General features: G+C 62.3%; 28 protein-coding genes and 1 tRNA gene. 15 read left to right on the forward strand and 14 right to left on the reverse strand.

Annotation, left to right across the window (positions count from 1 at the left end; genetic code table 11):
• Positions 1-11: 11 nt before the first annotated feature.
• Complete coding sequence (locus tag NJU76_RS12220; protein ID WP_254528900.1) at positions 12-356, forward strand: hypothetical protein; 345 nt, start codon at positions 12-14, stop codon at positions 354-356.
• 109 nt (positions 357-465) lie between these two features.
• On the opposite strand, the gene NJU76_RS12225 is transcribed toward NJU76_RS12220, so the two are convergent.
• The 3 genes from NJU76_RS12225 to NJU76_RS12235 form a co-directional block, all read right to left on the reverse strand.
• Entirely contained in the window at positions 466-843 is a 378-nt protein-coding gene (locus tag NJU76_RS12225; protein WP_254528902.1) for a DUF8147 domain-containing protein, read from the reverse strand.
• Positions 844-956: 113 nt separating this feature from the next.
• Positions 957-1,628, reverse strand: coding sequence for a ribonuclease HII (gene rnhB / locus NJU76_RS12230; RefSeq protein WP_254528910.1), 672 nt, complete (start codon positions 1,626-1,628; stop codon positions 957-959).
• A 134-nt stretch (positions 1,629-1,762) separates the two neighbouring features.
• Positions 1,763-1,939 (reverse strand): hypothetical protein, encoded by a 177-nt coding sequence (locus NJU76_RS12235; protein ID WP_254528912.1) that lies wholly within the window; start codon positions 1,937-1,939, stop codon positions 1,763-1,765.
• 122 nt (positions 1,940-2,061) lie between these two features.
• On the opposite strand from NJU76_RS12235, the gene NJU76_RS12240 reads away from it, so the two are divergent.
• Complete coding sequence (locus NJU76_RS12240; RefSeq protein ID WP_254528914.1) at positions 2,062-2,202, forward strand: hypothetical protein; 141 nt, start codon at positions 2,062-2,064, stop codon at positions 2,200-2,202.
• A gap of 68 nt (positions 2,203-2,270) precedes the next feature.
• On the opposite strand, the gene NJU76_RS12245 is transcribed toward NJU76_RS12240, so the two are convergent.
• Positions 2,271-3,620 (reverse strand): tRNA pseudouridine(54/55) synthase Pus10, encoded by a 1,350-nt coding sequence (locus NJU76_RS12245; RefSeq protein WP_254528921.1) that lies wholly within the window; start codon positions 3,618-3,620, stop codon positions 2,271-2,273.
• Between the two features lie 194 nt (positions 3,621-3,814).
• Between NJU76_RS12245 and NJU76_RS12250 the strand changes: the two genes are divergently transcribed.
• From NJU76_RS12250 to NJU76_RS12265, 4 genes are all read left to right on the forward strand, one after another.
• Positions 3,815-4,930 carry a S1C family serine protease gene (locus tag NJU76_RS12250; RefSeq protein ID WP_254528923.1) on the forward strand — a complete coding sequence of 372 codons (1,116 nt, stop codon included), beginning with the start codon at positions 3,815-3,817 and terminating at the stop codon, positions 4,928-4,930.
• A gap of 296 nt (positions 4,931-5,226) precedes the next feature.
• Positions 5,227-5,418: a DUF7511 domain-containing protein gene (locus tag NJU76_RS12255; RefSeq protein ID WP_254528925.1), complete on the forward strand. Its 192-nt coding sequence runs from the start codon at positions 5,227-5,229 to the stop codon at positions 5,416-5,418.
• A 7-nt stretch (positions 5,419-5,425) separates the two neighbouring features.
• Positions 5,426-5,614 (forward strand): DUF8028 family protein, encoded by a 189-nt coding sequence (locus NJU76_RS12260; RefSeq protein ID WP_254528927.1) that lies wholly within the window; start codon positions 5,426-5,428, stop codon positions 5,612-5,614.
• Between the two features lie 213 nt (positions 5,615-5,827).
• Positions 5,828-5,986, forward strand: a complete 159-nt coding sequence (locus tag NJU76_RS12265; RefSeq protein WP_254528929.1) for a hypothetical protein — start codon at positions 5,828-5,830, stop codon at positions 5,984-5,986.
• Here NJU76_RS12265 and NJU76_RS12270 read toward each other — a convergent pair.
• Positions 5,983-6,168: an HVO_A0556 family zinc finger protein gene (locus NJU76_RS12270; protein WP_254528931.1), complete on the reverse strand. Its 186-nt coding sequence runs from the start codon at positions 6,166-6,168 to the stop codon at positions 5,983-5,985. The genes NJU76_RS12265 and NJU76_RS12270 overlap by 4 nt on opposite strands.
• Before the next feature lie 110 nt (positions 6,169-6,278).
• On the opposite strand from NJU76_RS12270, the gene NJU76_RS12275 reads away from it, so the two are divergent.
• The 4 genes from NJU76_RS12275 (at position 6,279) to NJU76_RS12290 (ending at position 8,407) form a co-directional block, all read left to right on the forward strand.
• Positions 6,279-6,842, forward strand: a complete 564-nt coding sequence (locus NJU76_RS12275) for a metal-dependent hydrolase (protein ID WP_254528933.1) — start codon at positions 6,279-6,281, stop codon at positions 6,840-6,842.
• Positions 6,843-6,946: 104 nt separating this feature from the next.
• Entirely contained in the window at positions 6,947-7,549 is a 603-nt protein-coding gene (trmY, locus tag NJU76_RS12280; RefSeq protein WP_254528935.1) for a tRNA (pseudouridine(54)-N(1))-methyltransferase TrmY, read from the forward strand.
• Positions 7,550-7,649: 100 nt separating this feature from the next.
• Positions 7,650-7,722, forward strand: a tRNA-Pro gene (locus NJU76_RS12285).
• Between the two features lie 535 nt (positions 7,723-8,257).
• Positions 8,258-8,407, forward strand: a complete 150-nt coding sequence (locus NJU76_RS12290; RefSeq protein WP_254528937.1) for a hypothetical protein — start codon at positions 8,258-8,260, stop codon at positions 8,405-8,407.
• A gap of 96 nt (positions 8,408-8,503) precedes the next feature.
• On the opposite strand, the gene NJU76_RS12295 is transcribed toward NJU76_RS12290, so the two are convergent.
• The 6 genes from NJU76_RS12295 to NJU76_RS12320 all read right to left on the reverse strand — a co-directional run bounded on the left by NJU76_RS12295 (position 8,504) and on the right by NJU76_RS12320 (position 17,530).
• Entirely contained in the window at positions 8,504-8,899 is a 396-nt protein-coding gene (locus NJU76_RS12295; protein WP_254528939.1) for a rhodanese-like domain-containing protein, read from the reverse strand.
• Positions 8,900-9,245: 346 nt separating this feature from the next.
• Entirely contained in the window at positions 9,246-11,612 is a 2,367-nt protein-coding gene (locus NJU76_RS12300; RefSeq protein ID WP_254528941.1) for an amino acid permease, read from the reverse strand.
• A gap of 149 nt (positions 11,613-11,761) precedes the next feature.
• A complete protein-coding gene (fen, locus tag NJU76_RS12305) occupies positions 11,762-12,739 on the reverse strand; it encodes a flap endonuclease-1 (RefSeq protein WP_254528943.1) in 978 nt (325 codons plus the stop codon).
• 298 nt (positions 12,740-13,037) lie between these two features.
• On the reverse strand, positions 13,038-14,963 hold the full coding sequence (locus NJU76_RS12310) for an aldehyde ferredoxin oxidoreductase family protein (protein WP_254528946.1): 1,926 nt from the start codon (positions 14,961-14,963) through the stop codon (positions 13,038-13,040).
• Positions 14,964-15,344: 381 nt separating this feature from the next.
• Positions 15,345-15,533, reverse strand: coding sequence for a DUF1328 family protein (locus NJU76_RS12315; protein ID WP_254528948.1), 189 nt, complete (start codon positions 15,531-15,533; stop codon positions 15,345-15,347).
• A 110-nt stretch (positions 15,534-15,643) separates the two neighbouring features.
• Positions 15,644-17,530, reverse strand: a complete 1,887-nt coding sequence (locus tag NJU76_RS12320) for a bacterio-opsin activator domain-containing protein (protein ID WP_254528950.1) — start codon at positions 17,528-17,530, stop codon at positions 15,644-15,646.
• Between the two features lie 107 nt (positions 17,531-17,637).
• Between NJU76_RS12320 and NJU76_RS12325 the strand changes: the two genes are divergently transcribed.
• Positions 17,638-17,829: an HVO_0649 family zinc finger protein gene (locus tag NJU76_RS12325; RefSeq protein ID WP_254528952.1), complete on the forward strand. Its 192-nt coding sequence runs from the start codon at positions 17,638-17,640 to the stop codon at positions 17,827-17,829.
• Positions 17,830-18,129: 300 nt separating this feature from the next.
• On the forward strand, positions 18,130-19,152 hold the full coding sequence (locus NJU76_RS12330) for a hypothetical protein (protein WP_254528954.1): 1,023 nt from the start codon (positions 18,130-18,132) through the stop codon (positions 19,150-19,152).
• Positions 19,153-19,205: 53 nt separating this feature from the next.
• On the opposite strand, the gene NJU76_RS12335 is transcribed toward NJU76_RS12330, so the two are convergent.
• On the reverse strand, positions 19,206-19,778 hold the full coding sequence (locus NJU76_RS12335; protein WP_254528956.1) for an NUDIX hydrolase: 573 nt from the start codon (positions 19,776-19,778) through the stop codon (positions 19,206-19,208).
• Between the two features lie 197 nt (positions 19,779-19,975).
• Between NJU76_RS12335 and NJU76_RS12340 the strand changes: the two genes are divergently transcribed.
• Entirely contained in the window at positions 19,976-20,251 is a 276-nt protein-coding gene (locus tag NJU76_RS12340; protein ID WP_179262730.1) for a PadR family transcriptional regulator, read from the forward strand.
• 367 nt (positions 20,252-20,618) lie between these two features.
• Here the strand turns inward: NJU76_RS12340 and NJU76_RS12345 are convergent, their stop codons facing one another.
• Both NJU76_RS12345 and NJU76_RS12350 read right to left on the reverse strand, forming a co-directional pair.
• On the reverse strand, positions 20,619-21,347 hold the full coding sequence (locus NJU76_RS12345) for a profilin-fold protein (protein ID WP_254528958.1): 729 nt from the start codon (positions 21,345-21,347) through the stop codon (positions 20,619-20,621).
• Between the two features lie 87 nt (positions 21,348-21,434).
• Positions 21,435-21,698 (reverse strand): hypothetical protein, encoded by a 264-nt coding sequence (locus NJU76_RS12350; protein WP_254528960.1) that lies wholly within the window; start codon positions 21,696-21,698, stop codon positions 21,435-21,437.
• 178 nt (positions 21,699-21,876) lie between these two features.
• Here NJU76_RS12350 and NJU76_RS12355 point away from each other — a divergent pair, with 178 nt between their 5' ends.
• A complete protein-coding gene (locus NJU76_RS12355) occupies positions 21,877-22,266 on the forward strand; it encodes a PPOX class F420-dependent oxidoreductase (RefSeq protein WP_254528962.1) in 390 nt (129 codons plus the stop codon).
• A gap of 133 nt (positions 22,267-22,399) precedes the next feature.
• Positions 22,400-23,983, forward strand: coding sequence for an acetolactate synthase large subunit (locus NJU76_RS12360; protein ID WP_254528964.1), 1,584 nt, complete (start codon positions 22,400-22,402; stop codon positions 23,981-23,983).
• Positions 23,984-24,003 lie beyond the last annotated feature (20 nt).

Consider the following 24,003-nt stretch of genomic DNA (forward strand, 5'->3'; position numbering starts at 1 on the left):
TTACGTGACGCATGAACGGATCTCCCGAGTTGGGATCCCGCTCCCGCGTGATCGTCGGTCTGATCGTCGCCTATTTCGTGGTAATGGCGTATGCAACGAGTACGAACAATCCGCTCGCGGCTACCGTCGGCGCGCTTGGCTTCGGCGTCATTGCCATCGCCGTTGGTGCGACGTTGTACGAACGTGGCAGGCGCCCGCGATCGGCGCTAACGGTGGCCGCGGGCTGTCTCGTTGGTGGCGGCTTGCTCCAGCTCGCTGCCGTTCTCACCGGAGCGGCCACCCTCGACTTGCTCTCGTCGCTTCTGGTGTTTCTCGGTGTCGGCTCCTACGGATACGCGATCTGGCGAGAGACCTGATTCGTGCGGCGGTCGTTCGACGCGCTCCAGCGGACGTCGGGGATCGAACCGATGGCTCGCCTGAAATTCGAGCGGCGAATCGCGAGCAGCCGCGATCGGGTAGGGCGGATTACCCAGGGGGCTGTAATTCGTGGCGAGATCGAGCGCCGACGACGAGTCCCGACAGAAGGCCGAGGATCGTCGCGCTCGCGACCGAACTCGTCACGCCCGCCCGGAACCCACCGAGTGCGACGACGAAGACGGCGAGAAAGGTCAGACCGAACGTACCGAGGGTCTGCGCGAGCGGCCGAGGTGCTCGATCCGTTCCGCGACCGAACTGGACGACAACGACGGCTGCTGTCAGGACGCCGGCCACTATCCCGGCCGGAATGCCCACGAGTACGGAGAACTCGATGAACGGGGCCATGAGTTCCGACACGGCGACGAAGATACCGAGAAACGTTGCAATCCCTGCCGCCCCCGCGTAGCCGAGCATTCGAATGCCCATCGTGGGTGGTCGGTTCGCACATCGTCGAGGTAAACGTTCGGATTGGCGATGCGAGCGGGGCCGGGCGGTCAGTGAGAGCGCCCTGAATCCGTCGACTATTGACCCAGACCGCCCTAAAACTGCTCGAGCCCAGTCTGCTCGGCCGCTGCAAGAACGCGTTCACAGGTCGACCACGACGCGCGCGCGAACGGCGGAAGGGTGCCGTGATCGTCGACGTAGTCCTCGAGAAACTGGCGGGTGGTCGGGTCGCCCGGATAGCCGCTCCCGACCGGCCCGTACTCGTCGGCGAGGGCAGCCACGTGTGCGTCTCGTTCGACTTTGGCGACGATGCTCGCCGCGCCGACGAGGAGAGACTCGTCGTCGGCGCCGTGACGTGCGTCGACAGCGACGTCCTCGAGTGAACACGCCTCGGTAACGCGGCGTGCGAACCGGTCGGCGTCTGTGTCACACGCGTCACAGAGTCCGGACAGTGGCACTATCGTCGCGTTCCCTCGCTCGTGGCTGGCGACCGCGCGCTCGATCGCCGTCGCGTGGGCCGTGACGGCGAGCGAGTTCATATCCGTCTCTGGGGTATCGATCCGCTCAGACGTGATTTCGGCGACGCCGATCGCGATCCGGTCGTCGTCCCAGAGGGTCGCCGCCAGTTCCGTCCGGCGCTCGGGCGTGAGCCGTTTCGAGTCTTTGATCCCGTTCGGAAGGTCGGCCGGTTCCTCGAGGTGGACTGCCGCGGCGAACATCGACCCAAGTACCGGGCCTTTTCCCGCTTCGTCGACGCCGAAGGGCATAGAGGGCTGCTCGAGGGGCGAAAGCAAAATCGTTGTGACTCCGACCAGCGGACGACAGTGCTGTTGTTCCTCCGATAAGCGGACGACAATACCGCTGTCAGTGACGAATCCGGTCTTCGAACCGGCACCCGCAGTCAGTCGTCTTCGATGGCGTCGGCTACGTCCTCCCTGTCGAACGCGGTGACTGATCGGTCGGCGTTGACCGGCAGCCCAGCGGCACACGAGGCCACCGAAATCCCGCCCCGCGACCTCGAGCAGTATCGCGAGACGGGGCCCAACTGCGGGACGAACTGGACGTTCTTGGCCGACATCGGAGCAGCACGGCCAGTGCGAGGAGGGCTGTGAGACGTCTTCGGCGGGCGCTTGTGGCCCCATACAGTTCGTGCCGTCACCGGGGGACAGCGGGTTTCCAGGAGCCAAGCAGATCGGAGGAATGAGGGATACCGGACGGGCGACCCCATCGCACCTGCACTTTTCGATCGAGCGAAATCGGACGCACCAGTCGATTCCCGGCGGCGACGGACGAACCGTCGCTGCGGGCGAGGTGATCTCGAACGAGTACGCCGAAATCTGACCGAGACGACGAGACGGTCGGGTCCGCTCGAGACGTCGACGGGTCCCATCGCGTCGAATTCGCGTCCGTCAGTTGTCGTCCGATCCGTCCAGGAAGTATTCCTCGCGTTCGAACGGTTCGGTTTCCCCTTCGACGCCGGTCACGTCCAGTGCCGTGATCTCGGCGTCGGTCCCGAGCAGGCCCGCGAGACTGGGCTCTGTGCGTCCGTCGTCGCTGCTGATGAGTTCCTTGACGTAGAGACCGCCCTCGCCGTGGAGCCGGACTTCCGCGTCGGTTGACCCCCGGAGGTCGCCGTCGATCCCGTAGACCGTCCGCTCGCGGGTGAGGCCGGCCCGTCGGTGATCGACCCGCTCGGGCGTGTACTGGTTCACGGTCGTCCCCGCAAGTTCGGCGAGGGCCGCGTCGAAATCGGCCTCGCCGATCGGGTCGGCGAACGCGACGTCGGCCCGGTAGCGCTTGCTCGCATCGTGCTCCTTGACGCGCTCGACCATCTCGTGGGTCGCGAGCCGAAGCCCCTCGACCTCGACTGCACCCTCTGCGGCCTCGTTGATCGTCTCTTCGAGCGCTTCCACATCGGGGTCGCGTTTCCAGGGCCGTTTCACCTCGAGGACGAACGGCCGGCCTTCGCCGAGCATGCGAGCGTCGACGTCCTCTCGGCCCGCGCCGTGGAACGTCCCCTCATCACCGTCCATGGCCTCGACGATGTAGGGGCGAACGACCTGCTCGACACTGGTATCGTACATGTATCCCGAGCCGCCGCAGTAGTCGCAGGTCTCCTCGCCGTCGTCACCCAGTTGGACGCCGCTCCCGCCACATTCCCGACAGGGCCACTCCGTCTGTGGAATGTCACGGTCGAGTTTTCGGTAGCGGCCGTAGACGAACGCCGGGTTGATCTGCACGTCGACCGCGTGGCTTGTGACGGTTCCCGATCCGAGCGCCTCAAGCGGATCGAACCCGTCGAGGTCGACGATAGCGAGCACATCGGGTCTGTCGAAGTCGACGTCGGTCCCCGTTTTTGCGCCGACGCGTCGGCCCACCTCGCGGTTGACCTCCCGCTTCATCGATTCACCGGCATCCGGTTCGAGGCCAGCGTCTTCCCGGAGTAGTCGTTCGTTTTCCTCGACCAGCGGTGGCACGCGCGTGCCGACCTGATAGGTACCGAACCCGACGCCCTCCAGGGAGTCAACGATGGTTTCAGCGATCGCGTCGAAGGTCCCGCAGTACCCCTCACAGACCCAGCAATCCGCGGGATCGGTGGGGTCGAAGTCCTCGTCGTCGGCCAGCGCGACCGTGATCCGCAGCGCTCGACCGCGCTCGGCGTTGGTCAGCCCGAAGCTCTGCTCGGCGAAGGGGCGCCCAAGACAGGAGTCACAGACGGCTCCGGTCCCCAGCAACGCGCGGGCGTTTTCCGTGATCATGTCTCGGGTGTCGGGCGGCCGCGGGTAACACGTTTTCCCTTCGTCGGAACGGGACTTCTATCGCTGGAATGTGACGAGTCCTCGTCGTTGGGACGAACCCTGGTCTCGACACGGCGGCCACGGTCGACTGCCGCAGCTTGAAAATGCAGGCCATTTCTCCGGAGGTTAAAATGGATCGGCTCCTATCCCCCGCTATGCACGATTCCCGACTGGGCCGTCGGTCTTTTCTCGCGGCCGCCAGTGCCGGTCTCGCCGGTGCGATCGCCGGCTGTTCCGAACCCCGGGCCGATAGTTCGTTCGATGGCGATTCCTCGTACAACATCGATCGAGAAAACCTCGCGAGCGGATCGGCGTTCACCGATCTGTACAACGCCCTCATCGAATCGGTCACGCAAGTTCGCGTCTTCGGCCTCAAGAATCCGGACACGGGCGCAGAAGGCCGTGGGCAGGGTTCGGGCTTCCTCTACGATACGCGCCACGTCGTCACCAACGACCACGTCATCGCCAACGGCACGGCGGCAGATCTCCAGTACATCACCGGCGACTGGACCAGTACCACGCTCGTCGGCCGCGACTATTACAGCGATCTGGCCGTCCTCGAGGTCGATCACGTACCCAACTCAGCGACACCGCTGTCCCTCACCGACCAACGGCCCGTCGTCGGCCAACAAGTCGCCGCCATCGGAAACCCCTACGGCCTCGAGGGGTCGATGTCTGCAGGGATCGTAAGCGGCGTCGATCGAACGTTGAAACTTCCCCAGCGACGGTTTTCCTATCCGAACGTCATCCAGACTGACGCCGCGGTCAATCCCGGCAACAGCGGCGGTCCACTCGTGGATCTCGATGGCAGCGTCGTCGGCGTGGTTACTTCGGGTGGCGGAGACAACATCGGGTTCGCGATATCCGCGGCACTCGCCGGACGTGTCGTTCCGTCGCTCATCGAATCGGGTTCGTACGACCACTCCTCTCTGGGAATCAGGCTTCGAACCGTCGACCGGTTGCTCGCCGATGCAAACGACCTCCCCGAAGCGACCGGGGTGATGGTCACGGCCGTCGTCGACGGTTCGGCCGCGGAAGGTGTCCTCGAACCGGCCACTCGATCGGTACGACGTCGCGGCGAATCGATCCCCGTCGGGGGCGACGTCATCTTCGAACTGAACGGTAATTCAATCCCCGACCGACACGCGCTGTCGACGTTTCTCGCACTCGAGACCAACCCGGGAGAAAGACTCACGGTTCGACTTCAGCGCGGCGGACGAACCGTCACCCGGGACCTGATCCTCCATGCTCGGCCGTCGATACGACGGTAACGGTCGGACGAGGTCGACTCGGATTCGATATAACAGACGTGAACTAATGAAAAGAATAGCTGAAATTAGCGTAATAGATCGTTGTAGCCGCGACAGAAACCGTTTTTTGGATCGATTACGGTCATAGCGAGTTCGTACACGTCAGGACGTATTACGGTCTTTTTCGAGGGAATGAAACGTGTGAATCGTGCCGTCGATACTCGCTACCGTCGGTGTTCCACACATTAGATACTCGATAACAATAGTATCAAATTCTGTAGCACTATCTGGCGCGAACATCCGCCGCCTGATAACGTATGACCGACGCTGACGTTCACCCATCAGATACCGAGGAACCGACACTCGAGTTCGATCACGTCACGGTCGAAAACGATCACGCACCGGACGAGTGTGCCATCTTCCCACGCAATGCCAGTGAGGACGTCCTGATGACCACCTGGATTTCGGCACACGACGACTCGTTCGTCGACCTCGAATCGATTCGGTAGCCCTTCAATGTATTTGAGCTACTCCGTCACCGCCGCCGGCTTCTGGCTCGGCACCGTCCTTCCGGTCGTCTATCTGCCCATCGTCGTTTCAGGTATCGATTCGATACGTCACCTGTCACTCTTCATCGGGCTCCTGACGGTCCACGCACTCGCGCTCGTCGTCGGTCACGACTATTCTGGTTCGAGATCACAGTGATCGGCCGGTTCGCCTCACCCAGACGGTATCCACTCCCTAACGAGACTTGGCGCGGATATCCGCCGTTCAGGAAACCTCCGATCACACCGCTGCGCAAAATCTGCGCGGAGTCGCTGGCAGAGACGGCCACCGTCTCGGACTCCCGTCGTCGGTCGGATTCGATACACGACGAAATATGAGGAAATATATGCTGATTCCGTTGGTCGTACTCATATGCGCACTCGCTGTCCGCTCTGTCGGCGGACCATCACGACCGATGCACAGCACTGGTGTCGATGCGGCAAAGCCATCGGCACCCACTGTTACGAGGATCACAGTAACTGGTGTGCCGGCAGCGGCGCTGACGCCTGGATCGGGGCGCTCGAGCGCTAGTCGGAAGAAACCGACCAGACCTGCGCCCGGGGCGTGCCACAAGTGTTACAGACGACTGCCAAGTTACCCTTGTATCGGCCACGTTCGAGTGTACCTTCGGCACAGGACGGGCACGGCCGTCCCTCGAGAATCGCGAGCAATCGTCCCCTTCCGCGGGCTTGTGCCGACTCTGATTTCGCCATGTAATCACTCCATACCGGTGATACTGGAAACTGTTGGCCATGCCTATGCAGTGTAAGCGCGGTGTCTCGAGTCGAAGCACCTATGCCCGCCTCCGGAGTATGGCCGCAGGATGTGGCCCTGGGGACATCTCGCCGTCGCCTACCTGTCGTATTCCGTCGCCGTCCACCGGCAGTTCGACCGACCGCCCCGCGCAGTCCCGGTGATGGCGCTCGCGGTCGGTTCGCAGACGCCCGACCTGATCGACAAGCCCCTCGCGTGGAACTTCGGGGTGCTGCCCGGCGGCCGAACGCTCGCACACTCGCTTTTCGTCGCCGCGCTCCTCGTGCCGACCGTCCTCGTTGCTGCAGATCGACTCGGCGGTCGCACGGTCGGCGTCGGCTTCCTCCTCGGCTACTGCTCACATCTACTCGCGGACATCCCGCCGACAGTCTTCTCGGGGAACCTCGCCGGCGGCGCCTACCTGTTATGGCCGATTCTCGAGCAACCGCCCGAACACCCCGTCGCCGGTATTCTCGACGCGATACTCCACTACTACGAGCTAGGGGCCTACGAATGGGTCCAGTTCGGTCTCTTTGCCGCTGCGATTCTCGTCTGGTACCTGGACGAAACGCCTGGGACCGGCATCGTCCGGACGACGCTCGAACGGCGACTCAACGTCGGCTCACGGTCGTGAACCGTCCCTGACCGATCCACGACCACGGTTCGTGAACGCACGGCGTCGTCCAAGATGCGGTGTCGAACCGGCAGGGCTATCCCGGCGCCTGGCTTCGTCCCGACATGCGCCAGTTCGTCCTCATCGGTCACGACGTCCCGACGACACCCAATTTCTCGCTCGATGATCTCGCCGGCGGAGCTGGCCGCCTCGACGCACTCTGTCGGTCGATCACCTCGGCATTCGTCACGTCCCACGGTATCCGCGAGTCCGTCCGCGTCCACCTCGTCGCTCGAGACCAACTGACGATATCTTTCGACGGACGCGACCTCCGACGACTCAATCCCGACGAGCGAAGTACCGCCGCGCTCGTACGGACGGCCCTCAAGCACCGCGACGAAGCCATCGGTGCCCTCCCTGCAGAACCCAGTCCCGGAATCGAACTGTACCGGCGCGGCTTCGAGGGAACGCTCGCGGAAATCGCCGCCGACGGTCCCATCGTTCACCTCCACGAGGACGGCGACGCGGTGGTCGACGTCGACACCGATGCCCTCGCGGATTCGATTTTCGTCCTGTCGGATCATCGTGACTTCACCGACGCGGAAGCGGCGCTGCTCGAGGACATCGCCGAGTATCGACTCCGGCTCGGCCCCGAGCGGCTTCACACCGACCAGGCAATCACCGTTGCCCATCACTATCTCGATACGAACGGCTACGAGCGGTTTTGAGGCGAAGATGGTGGTGCGCTCACGGAGTCGAACCGGCTGCCGGCGGGCGGACGACGGCTTTCGGAAGCGTTAAACGAACAGATGCGTACACTACGAATGCGGGCCGGTGGGGTAGCTTGGTATCCTTCGGCCTTCGGGTGGCCGTAACCGCAGTTCGAATCTGCGCCGGCCCACTGGATATAAACCCCTTTTCCCGCATTTCCTGACAGTTAGCGGCCGGTTTTCGAGGTGGTCTGCGTGACGCTTTCCGACGCGGAAAGTGAACGGATTCTGAGAAATCAGTCGGTTAACCCCGAACCGACGAAGAGTCGCGAGTTTCGCTGCGCAGAGTGCGGTGCGCGCTGCACACTGCTGCTCGATGGTCGGTCGGAAGCCGGTCATGGGCATAGTTGTTCTCGTCGACTCGAGCGGACGGGCTCGAACCGAGTTTGTCCGGAGCTGACCGACGGCGGTGATGTGCAGCGATGATGGGCTTCGTCCGAGCGAATCGGCTATACGAGGTCGCGAGTCGGACGTCGATAGCCCGTCCCTCGATTTCGGAAACCGACACTGAGGCTCGTGATGTGACCGAGTCTGCTGGAGGGGATCCAGCGTGAGCCGCGTCGTCGATCGGGACGAGTGCCCTCGGTGCGAGGCGAAGGTCTCGGCGACTCGACCGCTGTGTCCTGACTGCTCTCGTGAGGTCAGCCGTGCTCGAGGTGATGTACTGTGAGCGTCACCGACAGTACCGATTGGGCCTGGGTTGTCGAAAGTTCCGTCTGCGAGGCCTGGCCGCTCAACCAGGTCACCGGAGACAACAGCGAACCGGATTGGTTCGACGCCCATCTTGTCGTCACGGTAGATATCCGGAGCGAGTAGCGGTGTTCCAGGTCGAGGGCCGCCCCACGGGGTTCCGCTCACCCGAGCCGTTGTTTTCGAACGACGACGATCTCTCGTTCGACGGACCCTCGCACGTCACGAGACTGCCTGCATCGACTCCCGGAGGCTCCAGACGACCGACCGGAGCCTGTATCCGAGCGATCCCGTCCGATAGCCGGTCCATCCGCTCATGCCTCCCGCGAGCGTCGCTGCGTCGTATCCTTCTTCTTCGAGCACGCTGGTCGCTCGTTTGGCGACCACGCCCATCTTGCACACCACGACCACGTCGTTCTCGGGTGGGATCTCATCGAGCCGGTCGCGTAATTCGGCGTCGTCGCCTCGTCGCAGGTCGTCGTAGACGGGGATGTTGTAACTCCTCTCGATCGAATCTGCCCGAAAGGCAGGTTCCGGTCGGATATCCAGGAGAAAGAGGTCGTCTCTCGAGTTCGACTCGAGGCGCGCTTCGAGTTCGTCCGGACGAATGCGTTTCATTGGTACTATATTGTACTCGATTCACAAAGCCGTGACGTTTCGAGAGCCGGTCGGACGGTTCGGCGATCGAATTGGCGATCCCCGTCTCAGAGTAGGGGCCAGCCATCGCGATGGGTCCGAACGACGGGGTCCGAGCCTGGTTCTGAAACCGATCCTGGGCCGCTCGTCGCATCGCGTCTCACCGGATCGTCATCCGGTCCTCGCGGGGTCGGATGATGGACGAGGAACCGATTCGGTGCGACGGCTGGGACGGAGACGTCGCGTGCAGACAATTCGACGGCGGGAGTACCGCGGTGGCGTGATTGTCACAGTGGCGTGAGTGCCACTACCGGCGGCGAGCGCCCGATCAGGACCGCGAGAACAGCCGGCGGAGACGAGAGGTAATGCCGAGGTCCTTTTTGGCCATGATGACCGTCCCGCCCGCCTCTCGCCCGACCGTCTCCGGAATCGCGCCGAACACGAGCTGTTGGAAGAGTCCTTCGCGAGTCGCACCGACGATCGTCGCGTCGTAGTCGCTCGAGGTATCGACGATCGTGTCGGCTACGTCCTCGCCCTCGACGAGTTGCGTTTCGAAGGAGACGTCCTCGAGTATCGTCCCGATTTCGTTCAGCGACGCCGATGCCAACTCACGATTCCGTTCGTTGTGGGGTTCGACGACCTGGAGGACGGTGATGGACGCGTCGGTCACGTGTGCGATGGCGCGTGCTACCTCGGTGGCGTATTTCGCGTGGGGCCCCCCGGCGACCGGGAGGAGAATCGAGTCGACGGACCCGTTGGTACCGATTCGTTCGACGAGTACGTTACAGTCGGCTTCGCGAACCACGGTATCGACCGTCGATCCGACGACCACGTCACGGCGCCGAGCGGGTCTGCCGCGCCACCCCATCAAGATGGCGTCCGAGCCGTGCTGGGTCACGGTATGGAGGACCGCCTCGTCGACGTGGTGGCCGATCTTGACGATTCCGTTAACCGGAATATCAGCGTCACCGCCTCCGACGTCGACGTTCATCGCCTCGTTGATGATCGCACGCCGATCGTCGACCAGACCGTGGCCCTCCGTGAGCGGCGTCTGTTCGGGGAGGGCGACGACGGACAGGACGAGTATTTCCCCGTTCTTGTCCGCGGCAATGTTCCTGGCCGTTCGCATGAGTTGTTCCGTGTGCTCGGGGTCTGCGATGGGAACGAGGATCTGGTATTCGCGATCCTCGGGGAAGATCTCCTCGACGACGGTCGGCGTCTCCTGTTCGATGGTTTCCTTGGTCGTGGTCCCGATAACCGTAACCCAGAGCGCGACGCCGATGACTTCGGCGAGGAGTCCAAGCAGAAACGCCCCTGGCTCGACGTTGACCATGAGAATCAGGTTCGCGAGCACGGCGACGATCGGAACGTAGGGGACAGCCGGCACCTCGAAGCCACGATCGATTTTGGGATACTTCTGTCTGGATCTGACGATGGCAAAGTTCACGACGATGAGGCCGGTCAACAGCATGAAGTCCGCGAAGTGGGCGATGGCCTCGATACCCATATGGAACTCGAGGAACCCGGCGTGAATCGTCGTCGTCCCGAAGATCAGTTGCGGCAGGACGGTAAAGAAGAAGATGAAGAACGCGATCAATCCGCCGGTGAGCAGCACTGACCAGTACGGCGTGTTGAACGCCGGATGGAGGTCCTCGAAGCGTTCGGGCAAATGATCACGACGGCTCATGGCCAGCTTCACGCGCGAGCCGGCCAGAACAGTCGCATTTGCCGCCGATAACATCGAGAACAGTGCGCCGACGATGATGACGTAGAAACCGATGTTTCCGAGGTAAAACGACGCTGCGTATCCCATCGCGATTTCCCCATTTTCGGTGATATACGACTCTGCACCGGCGGTATCGGCTATCGTCGCGACGGTTCCGATGAGGAACTCGAGATACTCGGGATTGTTGATCGCAAGCGTCACAACGAGGACGACGAGCGCGTACACGAAGGTTACGAACCCCATCGCAAAGAAGATGGCTCGAGGGACGTTCTGTCCCGGTTTCTCGATTTCTTCTGCGTTGGTCGCGATGGCCTCGAAACCGAAGAAGGTGATAAACACCAGCGCGCTGGTCAGGCCGATCTGACGGTATTTATCGGCGTTTTCCGCGAACGACGTTGCAATCGTCGCGGAGTCAAACGCCTGGAGGCCACCGAATAGAAAGACGAGAATGAGCAAGACCTTCAACACGGTGACAACGATCTGGAATTGGCCGGACTCCTCGGTTCCCTTCAAATTCAGCCCGACCAGGAGGCCGAGGATGACGACTCCCGAGAGCCAGAACGGGAGCGCTTCGTTCAGGCCGGCGGAGAACAGGGGGACGATGAATCGATCGAACCAATCGGAAAACGAAGCGAGGTAGAACGCGGCCGACGCAGGGTACCCCAGAATCATCGACCAGCCGACGATATAGGTCAGATCCGAGTCGAACGTGTTCGAGACGTAGGCGTAGCCTCCACCGGATTCGGGGTAGATCGAGGCGAACTCGGCGTACGCGAAGGCGGTGAACGAGGCCACGATCGCCGCGATGATGAACGCGACGATTGCCATCGCTCCGATATTGCTGACCGCAAGACCCGAGAGAACGAAAATACCCGCCGCGATCATCGTTCCGACGCCGAGGGAAATTGCGCCAACGATCCCGATATCCCGGTCGAGTTCGGTCTCGATCGTCGAGGGACCTTCGTTCATTGAACCCGACGACTCACTCGGAAGATAAAAGCCATTCGACACGCAGAAAACTGTACACAGACTCGAACAGAGTGGCGATATGGATGCGTAGCTGACTGGTCTGTGCCACCGCCCGTTCGACTACGGGCGATGGAGGCTCGTCCGTCCGATCACGTCCATCGGTCCAGTCCGGTCTGCGTGACGCTCTCTTCGATACGCTCGAAGCCGCGTTCGACTTCGTCGGCGTGGACGTCCCACTCTTCAGTGACGTAGGCCGTGGCAGCCTCGAGGTCCGGATCGAGGGACGTGTCGAATTCGTACTCGTCCGTTACGGTCGGATCACGAAACAGTTGGCGGATCCGGTCACCGTGCTCGATGTGCTCACCGCGGTCCTCGAGGACGCTCCAGAGGTCGCCGTGTTCCGTGATCGCCGAAATCGCCGTCTTCGGGCCGATTCCCGTCACACCATCGTTGAAGTCCGTCCCGATGAGGATCGCCGCGTCGATCAACTGCTCCAAGGTGAGGTCGTGGTGATCGAGGGTGGCCTCTAGGTCCATCAGTTCGGGATCGCCTTTGCTCGTCAACTGGCGGAGGGTGAGGGGGGCGCCGAAGAGCAGGGCGTCGTAGTCCTCGGAGCCGACGTAGTCTGCGTCTCCTCGCTTGGCCATGTGGGCGGCCTGGGCTTCTCCCTCGGCCGGCGCTTCGACGATCGGTACGTCGAGCAGCCGAAGGACTTCCCGGCTGGTCTCCTGAATCGTCGGGGTCAGCCGCTGCGTTCGGGATTCGAGTTGGGCGATCGCAATCTCGTCGCCTTCTTCGCGCGCGGTCTCGAGTTGCGCTTCGTAGCTGCGGCGTTGTTCGCGTCGGGATTCGATCTCGTCGGTCTTGAGTTCAGAGGGACCACCGTCGAAGACCATCACCGGCGTGACGTCGTTTTCGAAGAACTTGGGCAGTCCCTGAACGATCCCGACGAGGTTCGCGACCTCGGTTCCGTCCGCGGTCGTGTATGCGTCGCTGTTGGTCCACTTGACCGTCGTTGTCAGGTAGCGATAGAGCCAGTTGTGTGCATCGACGGCGACGACGCCTTCGATGTCATCGAACGGAATCTCTTCGATAACGGCGATATCCCGAAGTGCAGCGTTTCCCATTACCAACGTATTGGAACGACTGGGATTTGAATCGTTGGCTTTTCCGCTGGGAGAGCGATAGAGCGGTGGTACCCCGACGATCAATTTCGCGAAGACTGGTTTCGTCTTCGGTGGCTTCTCGGCCATCTCACTCGGGTGCGACAGGACGTGCCACCGAACCACCACCGTATTCGTGCTTCGGGCGGCCACGTAGTGTGGTCCTGCGGTGCTACCTGCTAGCGAACGATGCGCGAAAATCGCGACTGGTCAGAACTCGGGGCCAAACCCGACCTCCAGCGCGGTCGATCGGCGACGCCGATCAGTCGTCGCCCGAGACAGCCGCACCGCCGCCACCGCTGACGCCCGTTCCGGGACCGATGTCGATCCCGAGATCGTCGAGTTTCTCGTCGGGGACGACGCCGTCGACCCAACCACGGTGCTCGTAGTATTCCGCTTTCATCTCCTCGAGTTCGCAGTACTCGCCTTCGCTCGCGCCCTGGCCGCGGATGCCGTCCTCGAGGAAGCGGGCGGGTAGCGAGTCGTCAGCGCCGTCGAAGCCGTTAACGTTGTTGTAGTAGCGTTCCAGGTTGTAGACTCGTTCCCCGGCCTCGAGGAGTTCCTCTTCGGTGACGTCGAGTCCGGTCATCCCGTTGTACTGCATGACGTACTCTTCGATGCCCTCGGCGAAGGCATTGAACTTGCAGATGTCGAAAGAGTCGCTGATGGCGTGGAGATCCTGGAACTGGGCGGTGAGTTCGCCTTTCCCTTCGTATTCGTAGGGGTCGACCTTCTCGGGAATGCCCAGAATTTCGGCGGCGGGTGTGTATCCCCGCAGGTGGCAGGCACCGCGATTCGAGGTGGCGTAGCCGATTCCCATGCCCTTCATGCAGCGAGGATCGTACGCCGCGATGGTCTGGCCTTTGACCGCAAGCGAGTTCTCGTGTGCATTTTTTCGGTCGGCGACTCGTCGCGGTCCCTCGGCCAGCAGACCGGCGAACTCGTCTTCGCGGCGGGCGATCCGCTCGATCATGTCGATCATCGTCTCGGTGTCGCCCCAGTCCAGTTCGCCGACGCCCTCGAGTTTGCCGTCCTCGGTCATCTCCATGGCCATCGCCATCATGTTGCCCGTGTCGATGGTGTCGACGCCCATGTCGTTACAGCGGTCGATCATGAGGGCGACGGCGTCGCGGTCGGTATGGCCGGAATTCGGACCCAGCGCGTACGCCGATTCGTACTCGTAGGACTCGGTGCGGACGTTCATCTCTTCGCCCTTGTGCATCGCCGTGACCTCGACTTCCTTCTTGCAGGCGACCGGACAGGAGTGACACGTTGGTTCGTCGACGAGGATGTTCTCGCGGACGTTTTCCCCGGAGACGCGTTCGGCGTCGATGTCGACTCCTTCCGTCTCGCGCATGCTCTCGGTCGACGTGTACCGGCCGTTCTTGGTCGGGAGGCCGTCCATCTCCTCGCCGATGTTCATCAGGACGTTCGTCCCGTACATCGAGAGTCCGCCCTCGTTTGGAGCGGTGACTTCGGACTCCTGGATGGCCTGCATCGCCTGTTGGTGGCCTTCCCTGAACGTCTCCGGGTCGGCCGGTTTGGGCATCTTCGTGGTCGACTTGACGACGACCGCCTTGAGATTCTTCGACCCCATCACACAGCCGGTGCCGCCACGGCCCGAGGCGCGGTCGTCCTCGTTCATGATACAGGCGTACTTGACCCCGTTTTCGCCGCCGGGGCCGATCCCCATGATGCTCAGATTCTTCCCGTAAGAGCCCTCGACCTCTTCCTCGATCGTATCGCGGGTCTCGTGGAAGCCAGTCCCCCAGAGGTGGGAGGCGTCTCGGAGTTCGACCTCACCGTCTTCGACGACGGCGTACATCGGCTCGTCAGCCTGGCCCTCGAAGAGCAGGCCGTCGAAGCCAGCCCACTTGAGGCGGGCACCAGACCAGCCACCGTGATGGCTGTCGGTAACGGTGCCTGTCAGTGGTGACTTCGTACAGACGGCGATCCGACCGCTCATCGTCACCTGGGTTCCCGACAACGGTCCGTTCATGAACGCGAGAAGGTTCTCGGGCTCGAGCGGATCGACCTCCGGCCCCTGATCGAAGACGTACTTTACTCCCAGGCCGCGCGCACCGATGTATTTCTTCGCGTCCTCCTCGTCGATCGACTCGTACGCGACCGTTTCGTCCGAGAGGTCGATGCGAGCGACCCGATCCTGGAATCCTCCGAGTTCAGTCATGGTAAACGCTAGCTGTTATCTACGGCGTCCAGCGTGTTAGGAGTTGACAATCAAACGTAACCGGATGCGGTTACGCCCTGGAGTGACGTTCCCTCGAGCGATTGCCGCAGCGAAGACCGAACGAAACGAGCGAATTCGTTCGACTGCTCTCGAGAGGTGCGCGTACTCGGACCCTCGACTGGCGGGCCGTACGGCTGGATCATTTCCGGTGCTGCGAACACCAGTGCGGACGGCTCGCCAGCAGAACCGGGAACTGGCGTCCGAACCGGCACCGATACTGGCCGCACTTGCACCGGGACGGTCAACACCTACAACGAGCGTGACACCATGAGAATCCCGCTAAATATATGAAGCGTGAAGTATGCCATGGAGTCACGCGTCCTACAACAGTAAGGCGACCACCGCGAGGATGATGAAGATCAGGACGAAGATTCGCGCAATCTCCATCGAGATTCCGGCGACGCCGCGAGCACCGACTGCGGCGGCGACGATGGCGAGGATGAAGAATATGATCGCCCAGTACAGGAATCCACCACCACCAATCTGAAGCGGCGTTGCAAAGGTGAGCATGTACTCGGCTCCCACGACCGATCACTTAAACGACGCGACCGTCCGCGACCGTTTGCGGGGATAAGTACGGACTACAGGCATCGACACGTGAATTTCATAGATACGAGGAGTCACATGTCACCGAAAAAGGCTCGGCACAGTTTCCCCTCGGCCGTCCGGAGATGCTCGTGGAACGTCGGGCGCGAAACCCCCATCGATTGGGCGAGTTCCTCGCCGGTCGTCGGCCGCGGCCACTCGAAGTAGCCACCGAGGTAGGCTCGCTGTAACGCGGCGAACTGACGGTCCGTCAGCGCTCCCTCGAGTCGGGCCGCGAACTCCTGGCGAGTCTCGCGCTCGCGCTCGCGTTGCTGGAACGAGACGACGTCGGTTCCCGGATAGCGGTCCTCGACGGCTTCGACGACCGAGCGGACGTTCGCCGAGCGGGGAATCTCGAGGGTGACGCGGGCCCGACCGTCTCCGCTCTCGATCGCCTGCGTGCGAACCCCGCGCTCGGAGAGCCAGTCGACGAGGTCCTCAGTCCCGATTAGTTCGATGAGACACTCGTCGTCGCGCTCGACGACGACGCGGCAATCGACGTCCGAGAGTTCCGTCGCGGCGGCGGTGAGGTCGTCGGCGCTCGCACCGGTTGCGGTGAACAGCGACGCCGTTTCGTCGTCGGTGTGGTGTACCGAACGGCGATAGTCGAGTCGACAGTCGGCCGCTGCTGAGAGGGCGACGGGTGCGAGTGACCGATCCGTGAGCTCGAGTTCGACGGCGACGACGGCGTCGGTCGCGAGGACGCGACTGGTCTCTCGCGCGTTGATTCCGCTCGCGACTGCACGTGCGAGCGCGGAGAGGATCACCCGTTCTCGGTCGTCGACGGTTCGATCCCGGTCCGTCAGAACGGTCAAGACGCCGTATTCGATACCATTGTACGACAGTGGAAACGCAGCGCGGGCCGTTCCGTCGGCCGTATCGACGGCGGGATCGGTCGTCGCGAGCGTCTCGGCGGCGGGATGGTCGGGATCGGTCGTGATGCCGTCACTCTCGGGTTCGATTCCCGCACTCGAACGGACCTCGATCGTCCCGGTCGCGGGGTTCCGTTCGCCGATCCAGGCCCCCTCGTAACCGTCCTCTTCAGCAATTCTCGTACAGACCTCATCTTCGAGTTCGGAGCGGTCGGTCGAGCCCGCGACGACGGCCGTCACGTCCTGGATTAACCCCTCAACGCGCTCGAGGATGTACTCCAGTTCCGTCGTTCGGCGCTCGAGCGCGAGTTCGGCCTCTTTGCGGGCGGTGATGTCGTTCTGGAAGCCGACGTAGTTGGTCACGCTGTCGTCCTCGTTGCGAACGGGGGCGATCGTCACCTCGTTCCAGAACTCGGTGCCGTTCTTTCGGTAGTTCTTCAGTTCGACGGTGACGGGCCGTTCGTCGTCGATCGCAGCCGCCATCTCGGCGATCGCATCCTCGTTGGAGTCGTCTCCCTGTAGAAACCGACAGTTTCGGCCGACGACCTCGTCGAATCCGTAGCCGGTGATCGTCTCGTACGCCTCGTTGATGTAGACTAACGGATTGTCTTCGCGATCGGGATCGGAGATAGTGATACCGACCGGCGCCGCTTCGAGCGCACGGTCTTTCACCAGCCGATCGCTCGCGCCGGATGGTGAACCACCGGCCCCGTCGGTGTCGGTCGCTCCCCGATCGAACGTGATCGTCGCCCCGTCGGCCCCGCGGTGGATCCGTGCGCTGCCCTCCTCTCCCTCCAGGTCGACCCGACGGGCAGTTCCCACCGTGGTCTCGTTGATGGCCGTCGCCAGTCGGGTCCATCGCGCACCCAGCGCGGTCGCCGCGTCTCGGTCGGCGTCACCGAGTTCGAAGGCGTCCCTGGCAGCCTCGTTGGCGAACGTAATCGTCCCATCGGCGACTGCTACCACCGGATCGACGACGTACTCGAGAGCACGCGCCGCACCGGGAGCGTCACCGACGTCGCCACCGTGTTTCGCGTCGACGTCGTCCATAGTCTCCGCTACGGTGTGACGACTTAGATTCGTTGTGATCACTCGACAGGGGGACGTGTCGACGTGAAGGCTAGAATGTTATGTGTTATCACGTCATATTATGTCATATGTCGGTTCACCGATCACCATTCGAGCGTCTCCGCGAAAAGTTCGACGACTCGGAACTCCGCTGTCCGGCGTGTGGCTACGTCGATACCGAAGGCGGTTGGCGCGTCACCACCTCGGGGGGACGAGTCCGGTATCAGTTCGTCTGTCCGTCCTGCGACGCGGTCGAGACCAGGGAACTCCGTCTCGAGTAGCCGGAACGAAGGCCGGATCGGATCCGGTAGCGACCTCTCTTGGGATACGTTCGTGATTTCTACCGCGTCCAAATGCCCTTTCGAGTGACAACCGGAGGTTTCGATGCGGGACAGCGGACACGCGGTCGCCGGGAGGAGGAGAACTGATCGGTCTCAGGGCGGAATCGACTCTGCTTTCAGCACCGATCGATCGACGGTCTCGAAACCGGATCGCGCAGTCGACTCAACGGTCGTTTTCCGCCCGATAATATCGAAACAGTCGTCCTGTTTTAGCCCAGGAACTGCTGTACGTCGGGTCGTATGGTTTCACGACCAGGATCGACCAGTGTCGCATTCGTCGCGCTGTTAGTCGTACTCTCGGGGGGTCCCGCCCTCGCTGGTGCGGCACCGCCCGCGGACGGCGACACCGGAGACATGAGCGCATCGCAACCCAGTGCAACACTCACGAACGTACAGGTCGGCACGCTCGAACTCGATAATCTCACCATCGAGAACGCCACGATCGAGCAGCTCACGGTCCAGCAGTTGGACGTGCAGGCTGACGAAGAAGTTCAGCAGCAACTGAACGAAACCGACGGAAATCAGACCGCAGGAAACGAATCGGCTGGCAATCAGACGGCTCAACCGGTGATCATCTCGAACGTCGCTTTCGACTCGCTGTCGCTCGAGAACGTCTCGCTCGAGGAACTCGACGGCGGTGCGAACGAGACGGACGGGAGCAACGAAACCGGCGTTGCTAACGAGACCGGGACAGGTCTCCAGCAGGTAGTCGACGAGAACGCGAGCAACGTCACGGTACAGAACATGACGATCGAGAATATGACCACCGATCGACTGACTATCGAGGACCTGACCGTCGAAGAAGGCGGCGACGGTGGTGGTATCCTCTCCGACATCGCTGACTTCATTGGCGGCCTGTTCGGCGGCGATGGCGCCGACGACGGAAACCAGACCAACGCCACCGCGACCGACGGACCCGAAACCGAACAGGAGATCGAGTCGCTGACCATCGAAGAGTTCGACGTCGACGAGATCACGTTCGAATCCATGACCGTCGGTACCCTCGAGAGTCGTCAGGACGGAAACGCGACAGCAGCGAACGAGGCCGGCGGAAACACGACGCAGAATCAGACCACCGCGGATGCCAACGAGACAGCGATGGGCGAGACCGTCTCCTCGGTCTCCGCGAGTTCGATGACCGTCGAAAACAGCTCCGTCGACACGCTCACCCTTGGCGAAACCCAGGGACTCGAGCAAGCGCTGCAGCAGCAAGCCGTCGGTGCCGTGAACGAGACAGACGGCGGCGCGAACGAAACGGGCTGACGATTCGAACGGAACCGTTGCTCGTCGTCACTGCATCTCGAGCCGTCGGACGGTCACTCCGTTTTCGATTGACTGCACGCCGCGTCGAACAGCCGATAGTATGAGAGGGCGAGAACCGTCCGTCCGTCTCGGATCTCGCCGTCGGCCACCGCGTCGGTCAACTCTTCGAGTGACAATTCGATCGGCCGAATGCTTTCGTTGTGATCGAGTTGCTGTTCGGCGGTCGGCCGACAGCCCTCTGCGACGAAGAAGTGCATGAGCGTGTCCGCGATTCCATTGGCCGGTTCGACGGTGACCAGGGGCTCGAGCCCCTCGGCCTCGTAGCCGGTCTCTTCGGCGAGTTCTCTGCGAGCCGCGGCCTCGAGGTCGTCGTCTTCGGGTTCGATGCCGCCGACGGGGAGGCCGCGGTTGAGTCGAGAGACGGCCTGTCGCCACTCCTCGATGCAGACGACGTCGTCGGCGGGCGTAAACGGAAGGACGCAGACGCTCGCTGGTTCCGAGAGGTAGTCGAATTCGGTTTCCGTGCCGTCGGGGAGGCGAACGGACTCATTAACGATTTCGAATCCCGGACAACTATAGGCTACCCGGCGCTCGCAGGTCTCCCAGGCGAGTGGATCGGTTGTCATGGCGGCTGCTACGGTGGTGATCGTCAAAAACGCCCCGTCACGCCCGTGGGTTTGGTCTACGGGTGACGAATGGTTCGTCAGGTGTCGGAAACAGTCCCAAGCCGGACCTACACGATGTGTTCTGCGTTAGTACGGTACCGTACTACCTCTATAACGAAACCACAGAGCGGTGAACGTCGTCATTCAGAGGGTGATCCATGGATCAGCTAACTGGCTTCCAACGTGACCTGCTGTACGTAATCGCAGGGAAAGACCGTCCGTCCGGACAGGAGATTCTCGACGATATCAATAGCTACATCGACCAGCCGGTCACACACGGCCGGCTGTACCCGAATCTCGACACACTCGTCGAGACGGAACTCGTCGAAAAAGGAGAACTCGACCGCCGGACGAACTACTACGCGCTAACGCCGAAGGGCCGACGCGCGCTACAGCGCCGTCAGGAGTGGGTCGACCAGTACGTCGACGTCTAGCTCCGCGGGCTGTCTTCTTTAGCGCCATGTTTCCGAGGAGCAACTCGCTTCGCGCCCGTATCACCAGTGAGGGTTCGAGTTCGACAGCATGTAGTAGAATGTCTCACACCCGTTACTTTGTGATTATATAGCCCGAATTTCGCGTGTACCCTGTGAGTCTCGTCAGTTATCGGTTTTATTCGATATATGAACGAGGGATAATAGCTGTTGGGAACCATTGTATGACACGCTCGTTCGAGTATGAAGTAGTGAGGGTGTGCTCGGTATCGATCCGGACCCAGGCTGAAAGAAACGGACGGATTCGTCGACGACGAAAGGAAAACCGTAGCGTGCCCTGCGTCGGGTGGAGCACCCGGCTTGAGTGTCTCTAGACGACCTCGAACGTGATTTCCTCGAGATCCGCCTCGAGGTCCCCAACGTGGTCGTTGAACGCGGCGACGAATGCGGGAACGTCGTCGGCGAGCCGACGAAGGTCGGGGGCTGCAGGTGGGCCGTACTGTGACAGAAGGTAGATCCCGTCGGCTCCCCCGACACGCAGGTAGGATGCCACGTCGCCGTCCCACTTTAGTTCCCATCGGGTTCCCGAGACCGTCGTCGCGTAGGTGCCGTACTCATCGTCGTACCGATGGAGTTGTCCCGCCATCGCGTCACCGACAGCGCGAATGCGGTCGACGATCCGGTCGCGTTCAGCGGCGAGTTCCGCCGTCGATTCAACCTCGGGAACGTCGTCCTGAACGGCCTCGAATAGGCCGTCGAACGAGCGGACGTACTCGTTGTACGACGCGACGAACGCTCCGTAGTCGGCCATCGCGGTCTCGAGGGCGTCGGGCGCCGGTGGGTGCTTGCTCGAGACGACGTACGTTTCCGGCCCCGACTTCGGGTCGAAACGGAGGTACTGGACGTCACCGGCGTCGTACTTGAGCGTCCAGCGACCGCCAGCCGTATCGACCGTCTCCTGGCCGTAGTCGCCGCCCTGGAGGACGGCGAGTTCCCGCGCAATTTCGCCAGCGTGGGCTCGCACGCGGGCGGCAACTTCGTCCCGTTGCTCGGCGATCTCGCTCGTCCCCTCGACGTCCGTCTCGAGTCCGTCGGTCATCACTCGGAGAAAGGGCCGAGAATGGGTAACGGTTTCGCTGGCACGGAACGCCGAGTCGGGGATCTCGGTCGACGACTGTCCGGGCGATCACTCGCTCTCGTTCGTGTCGTTACCGGTTTCGTTGGTCGCGTTGCCGGTTTCGTTGGTTGCGTTGCCGGTTTCGTTGGTCGCGTTGGTCTCGTTGTCCATTCCGGTTTCGTTATCGCCGGTCGGCTCTTCCTCTGCGCCGCCGTTCCCCTCGGTTTCGTTACCACCGCCCGGGCCGCCACAACCGGCGACGAGAGCAGTCGATGCTGCAGCACCTGTAAGTTTCAGTACTCGTCTGCGCGTCGATTGCCGTTGATCGGTCATATTGCCAAGACCGATGGCATTCTGCATAAGCCGTTAGCCGTCACATGCGGGGTCATCGACACACTGTGACATGTAACGTCTTCTCTCACAGCGGGCCTGATTCCGCCAGAGACGACGCGAATCCTGTCGCGACCAATGTAGGCACCACACACAAAAGCGAGGGCGGTGAACAGATCACATGGCTTCGATACCAGACGAGTTCCACGATCTATTCGAGAAGAAAACGTTCGCCCACGTCGCGACGTTGACGGACGACGGACTCCCCCACGTCACGCCGGTCTGGATCGATTACGATGCGGACGAGGGCTATTTACTGGTCAACACCGAACGTCACCGCCAGAAAGCGCGCAACGCCGAACGCAATTCCGGCGTCGGTGTCAGCATGACCGATCCGGACGACCCCTATCGGTACCTCTCGGTGATCGGTGAAATCGACGAGATCACGACCGAGGGCGCTCGAGAGCACATCGACGAACTGGCACAGCGGTACATGGAAGTCGACGAGTATCCGAATCCGATCGAATCGGAGCGCGTCCTTCTTCGGATCCGGCCCGATCAGGTCCTGTGAATCCAGTGCCGGCTCGATCAAATACTGCGACCGCAGCCCGGAGCGAGTCCATTCCGACCACCGATCGTTCCCTACGCGACCGGGCCGTTCTGCGCGCCGGCCATTAATGCCGAGCGGCGTGGACGACCCAACCATGCAAACGGCATCCGACCTGCTCGTCAACTGCCTCGAAGTGGAGGGCGTCGACCGCGTGTTCGGTGTTCCGGGCGAGGAAATCGAAGACTTCCTCTTTTCGGTTCGGGATTCCTCAATTCGGTTCGTTCCGACCCGCCACGAACAGGGGGCGGCGTTCATGGCCGACGTCCACGGCCGACTGACCGGCGATGCGGGCGTCTGTTGCTCGACGCTCGGTCCTGGTGCGACGAACCTCATGACCGGTGTCGCCGACGCCCAACTCGACAAGAGCCCGGTAGTTGCGATCACTGGGCAGGGCGGCCGCGAGCGGTTACACAAGGAGAGCCATCAGGCCATCGACGTGGTCGACGTCTTCGAGCCGATCGTCACGTGGAACACCCAGATCACCGACCCCGAGATCGTCCCGGAGTCGGTTCGCAAGGCGTTCAAACTCGCCGAGTACGAGAAACCAGGAGCGACCCACCTCGAGTTCCCTGAGGACGTCGCTGCCGAGTCGATCGATGATGCCCCCATCGAAACCCGCCGCCCGGTCCGACGACCGGATCCGGACGACGAGTCGGCCGAGCGCGCAGCGCGATTGCTCGAGTCGGCGGAGCGGCCGATCATACTTGCGGGCAACGGCGCGGTCCGAACCCGCACGTCGGAGACCATTCGGGCCCTCGTCGACCGCGTTGGCGTTCCCGTCGTCGAGACGTACATGGGGAAGGGCTCGATCTCGGACCGCGAGCCGGCGTCGCTAATGACTCTCGATTCGGGACCAGACGACGAGGCCGCGCATGCTATCGAACGAGCCGACTGCGTCGTCGCCGTCGGCTACGATATCGCGGAACACGATCCGGAGGGATGGAACGTGGACCTCGAGAAGACCGTCGTTCACGTCGATTACGAACCCGCCGAGGTCTATCGACACTACAATCCCGACGTGGAAATCGTCGCGGACATCGGCGCGGCGGTCGCTGCCATCGACGATCACCTCCCCGACGGGGCGTGCTCGCTGTGGTGTGACGACCTGCACGATCGGCTGTTCGAGGCGGTGACGGAACCACCGTCAGACGCCGATCCGATCACCGTCAGGAACGCCCTTCCACTTTTGCGCGAGGCCATGGCCGACTCGGACGTCCTCGTCTCCGACGTGGGGAGCCACAAGATGGCAATCGCCCAGTCGTTCCCGACGTTCGAGCCGAACACGTGCGTGATTTCGAACGGTCTGGCGAGCATGGGGATCGCCGTTCCGGGCGCACTCGCGGCCGACCTGGCGGTCGACGCGAACGTCGTCGCCGGAACCGGCGACGGCGGCTTCCTGATGAACGCGGCCGAACTCGAGACCGCGAGCCGACTGGATTGTGGCTTCACCACTGTCGTGTTCACCGACGACGATTACGGACTCATCTCCGAAAAGCAAGACGCACACCGTGGCGAACACACCGGAACCGAGTTGACCAACCCCGACCTGGTGACGTTCGCCGAGAGCTTCGGGATCGAGGCCTACCGGCCGGAAACGTGGGCCGACCTCGAAGCGGCGTTCGGAACGGCGGTGCCGTCAGACGAGCTGGCGCTGATCGAGGTCAGGCTCGAGGGATAACTGCCTAGGACGGGGAGACG

Source organism: Natrinema gelatinilyticum (assembly GCF_024266705.1).
Classification (GTDB): domain Archaea; phylum Halobacteriota; class Halobacteria; order Halobacteriales; family Natrialbaceae; genus Natrinema; species Natrinema gelatinilyticum.

Coding starts and splice junctions, on each gene's coding strand:
- NJU76_RS12220 (WP_254528900.1), top strand. CDS start 12: ATGAACGGATCTCCCGAGTTGGGATCCCGCTCCCGCGTGATCGTCGGT.
- NJU76_RS12225 (WP_254528902.1), bottom strand. CDS start 843: ATGGGCATTCGAATGCTCGGCTACGCGGGGGCGGCAGGGATTGCAACG.
- rnhB (WP_254528910.1), bottom strand. CDS start 1,628: ATGCCCTTCGGCGTCGACGAAGCGGGAAAAGGCCCGGTACTTGGGTCG.
- NJU76_RS12235 (WP_254528912.1), bottom strand. CDS start 1,939: ATGTCGGCCAAGAACGTCCAGTTCGTCCCGCAGTTGGGCCCCGTCTCG.
- NJU76_RS12240 (WP_254528914.1), top strand. CDS start 2,062: ATGAGGGATACCGGACGGGCGACCCCATCGCACCTGCACTTTTCGATC.
- NJU76_RS12245 (WP_254528921.1), bottom strand. CDS start 3,620: ATGATCACGGAAAACGCCCGCGCGTTGCTGGGGACCGGAGCCGTCTGT.
- NJU76_RS12250 (WP_254528923.1), top strand. CDS start 3,815: ATGCACGATTCCCGACTGGGCCGTCGGTCTTTTCTCGCGGCCGCCAGT.
- NJU76_RS12255 (WP_254528925.1), top strand. CDS start 5,227: ATGACCGACGCTGACGTTCACCCATCAGATACCGAGGAACCGACACTC.
- NJU76_RS12260 (WP_254528927.1), top strand. CDS start 5,426: ATGTATTTGAGCTACTCCGTCACCGCCGCCGGCTTCTGGCTCGGCACC.
- NJU76_RS12265 (WP_254528929.1), top strand. CDS start 5,828: ATGCGCACTCGCTGTCCGCTCTGTCGGCGGACCATCACGACCGATGCA.
- NJU76_RS12270 (WP_254528931.1), bottom strand. CDS start 6,168: ATGGCGAAATCAGAGTCGGCACAAGCCCGCGGAAGGGGACGATTGCTC.
- NJU76_RS12275 (WP_254528933.1), top strand. CDS start 6,279: ATGTGGCCCTGGGGACATCTCGCCGTCGCCTACCTGTCGTATTCCGTC.
- trmY (WP_254528935.1), top strand. CDS start 6,947: ATGCGCCAGTTCGTCCTCATCGGTCACGACGTCCCGACGACACCCAAT.
- NJU76_RS12295 (WP_254528939.1), bottom strand. CDS start 8,899: ATGAAACGCATTCGTCCGGACGAACTCGAAGCGCGCCTCGAGTCGAAC.
- NJU76_RS12300 (WP_254528941.1), bottom strand. CDS start 11,612: ATGAACGAAGGTCCCTCGACGATCGAGACCGAACTCGACCGGGATATC.
- fen (WP_254528943.1), bottom strand. CDS start 12,739: ATGGGAAACGCTGCACTTCGGGATATCGCCGTTATCGAAGAGATTCCG.
- NJU76_RS12310 (WP_254528946.1), bottom strand. CDS start 14,963: ATGACTGAACTCGGAGGATTCCAGGATCGGGTCGCTCGCATCGACCTC.
- NJU76_RS12315 (WP_254528948.1), bottom strand. CDS start 15,533: ATGCTCACCTTTGCAACGCCGCTTCAGATTGGTGGTGGTGGATTCCTG.
- NJU76_RS12320 (WP_254528950.1), bottom strand. CDS start 17,530: ATGGACGACGTCGACGCGAAACACGGTGGCGACGTCGGTGACGCTCCC.
- NJU76_RS12325 (WP_254528952.1), top strand. CDS start 17,638: ATGTCGGTTCACCGATCACCATTCGAGCGTCTCCGCGAAAAGTTCGAC.
- NJU76_RS12330 (WP_254528954.1), top strand. CDS start 18,130: ATGGTTTCACGACCAGGATCGACCAGTGTCGCATTCGTCGCGCTGTTA.
- NJU76_RS12335 (WP_254528956.1), bottom strand. CDS start 19,778: ATGACAACCGATCCACTCGCCTGGGAGACCTGCGAGCGCCGGGTAGCC.
- NJU76_RS12340 (WP_179262730.1), top strand. CDS start 19,976: ATGGATCAGCTAACTGGCTTCCAACGTGACCTGCTGTACGTAATCGCA.
- NJU76_RS12345 (WP_254528958.1), bottom strand. CDS start 21,347: ATGACCGACGGACTCGAGACGGACGTCGAGGGGACGAGCGAGATCGCC.
- NJU76_RS12350 (WP_254528960.1), bottom strand. CDS start 21,698: ATGACCGATCAACGGCAATCGACGCGCAGACGAGTACTGAAACTTACA.
- NJU76_RS12355 (WP_254528962.1), top strand. CDS start 21,877: ATGGCTTCGATACCAGACGAGTTCCACGATCTATTCGAGAAGAAAACG.
- NJU76_RS12360 (WP_254528964.1), top strand. CDS start 22,400: ATGCAAACGGCATCCGACCTGCTCGTCAACTGCCTCGAAGTGGAGGGC.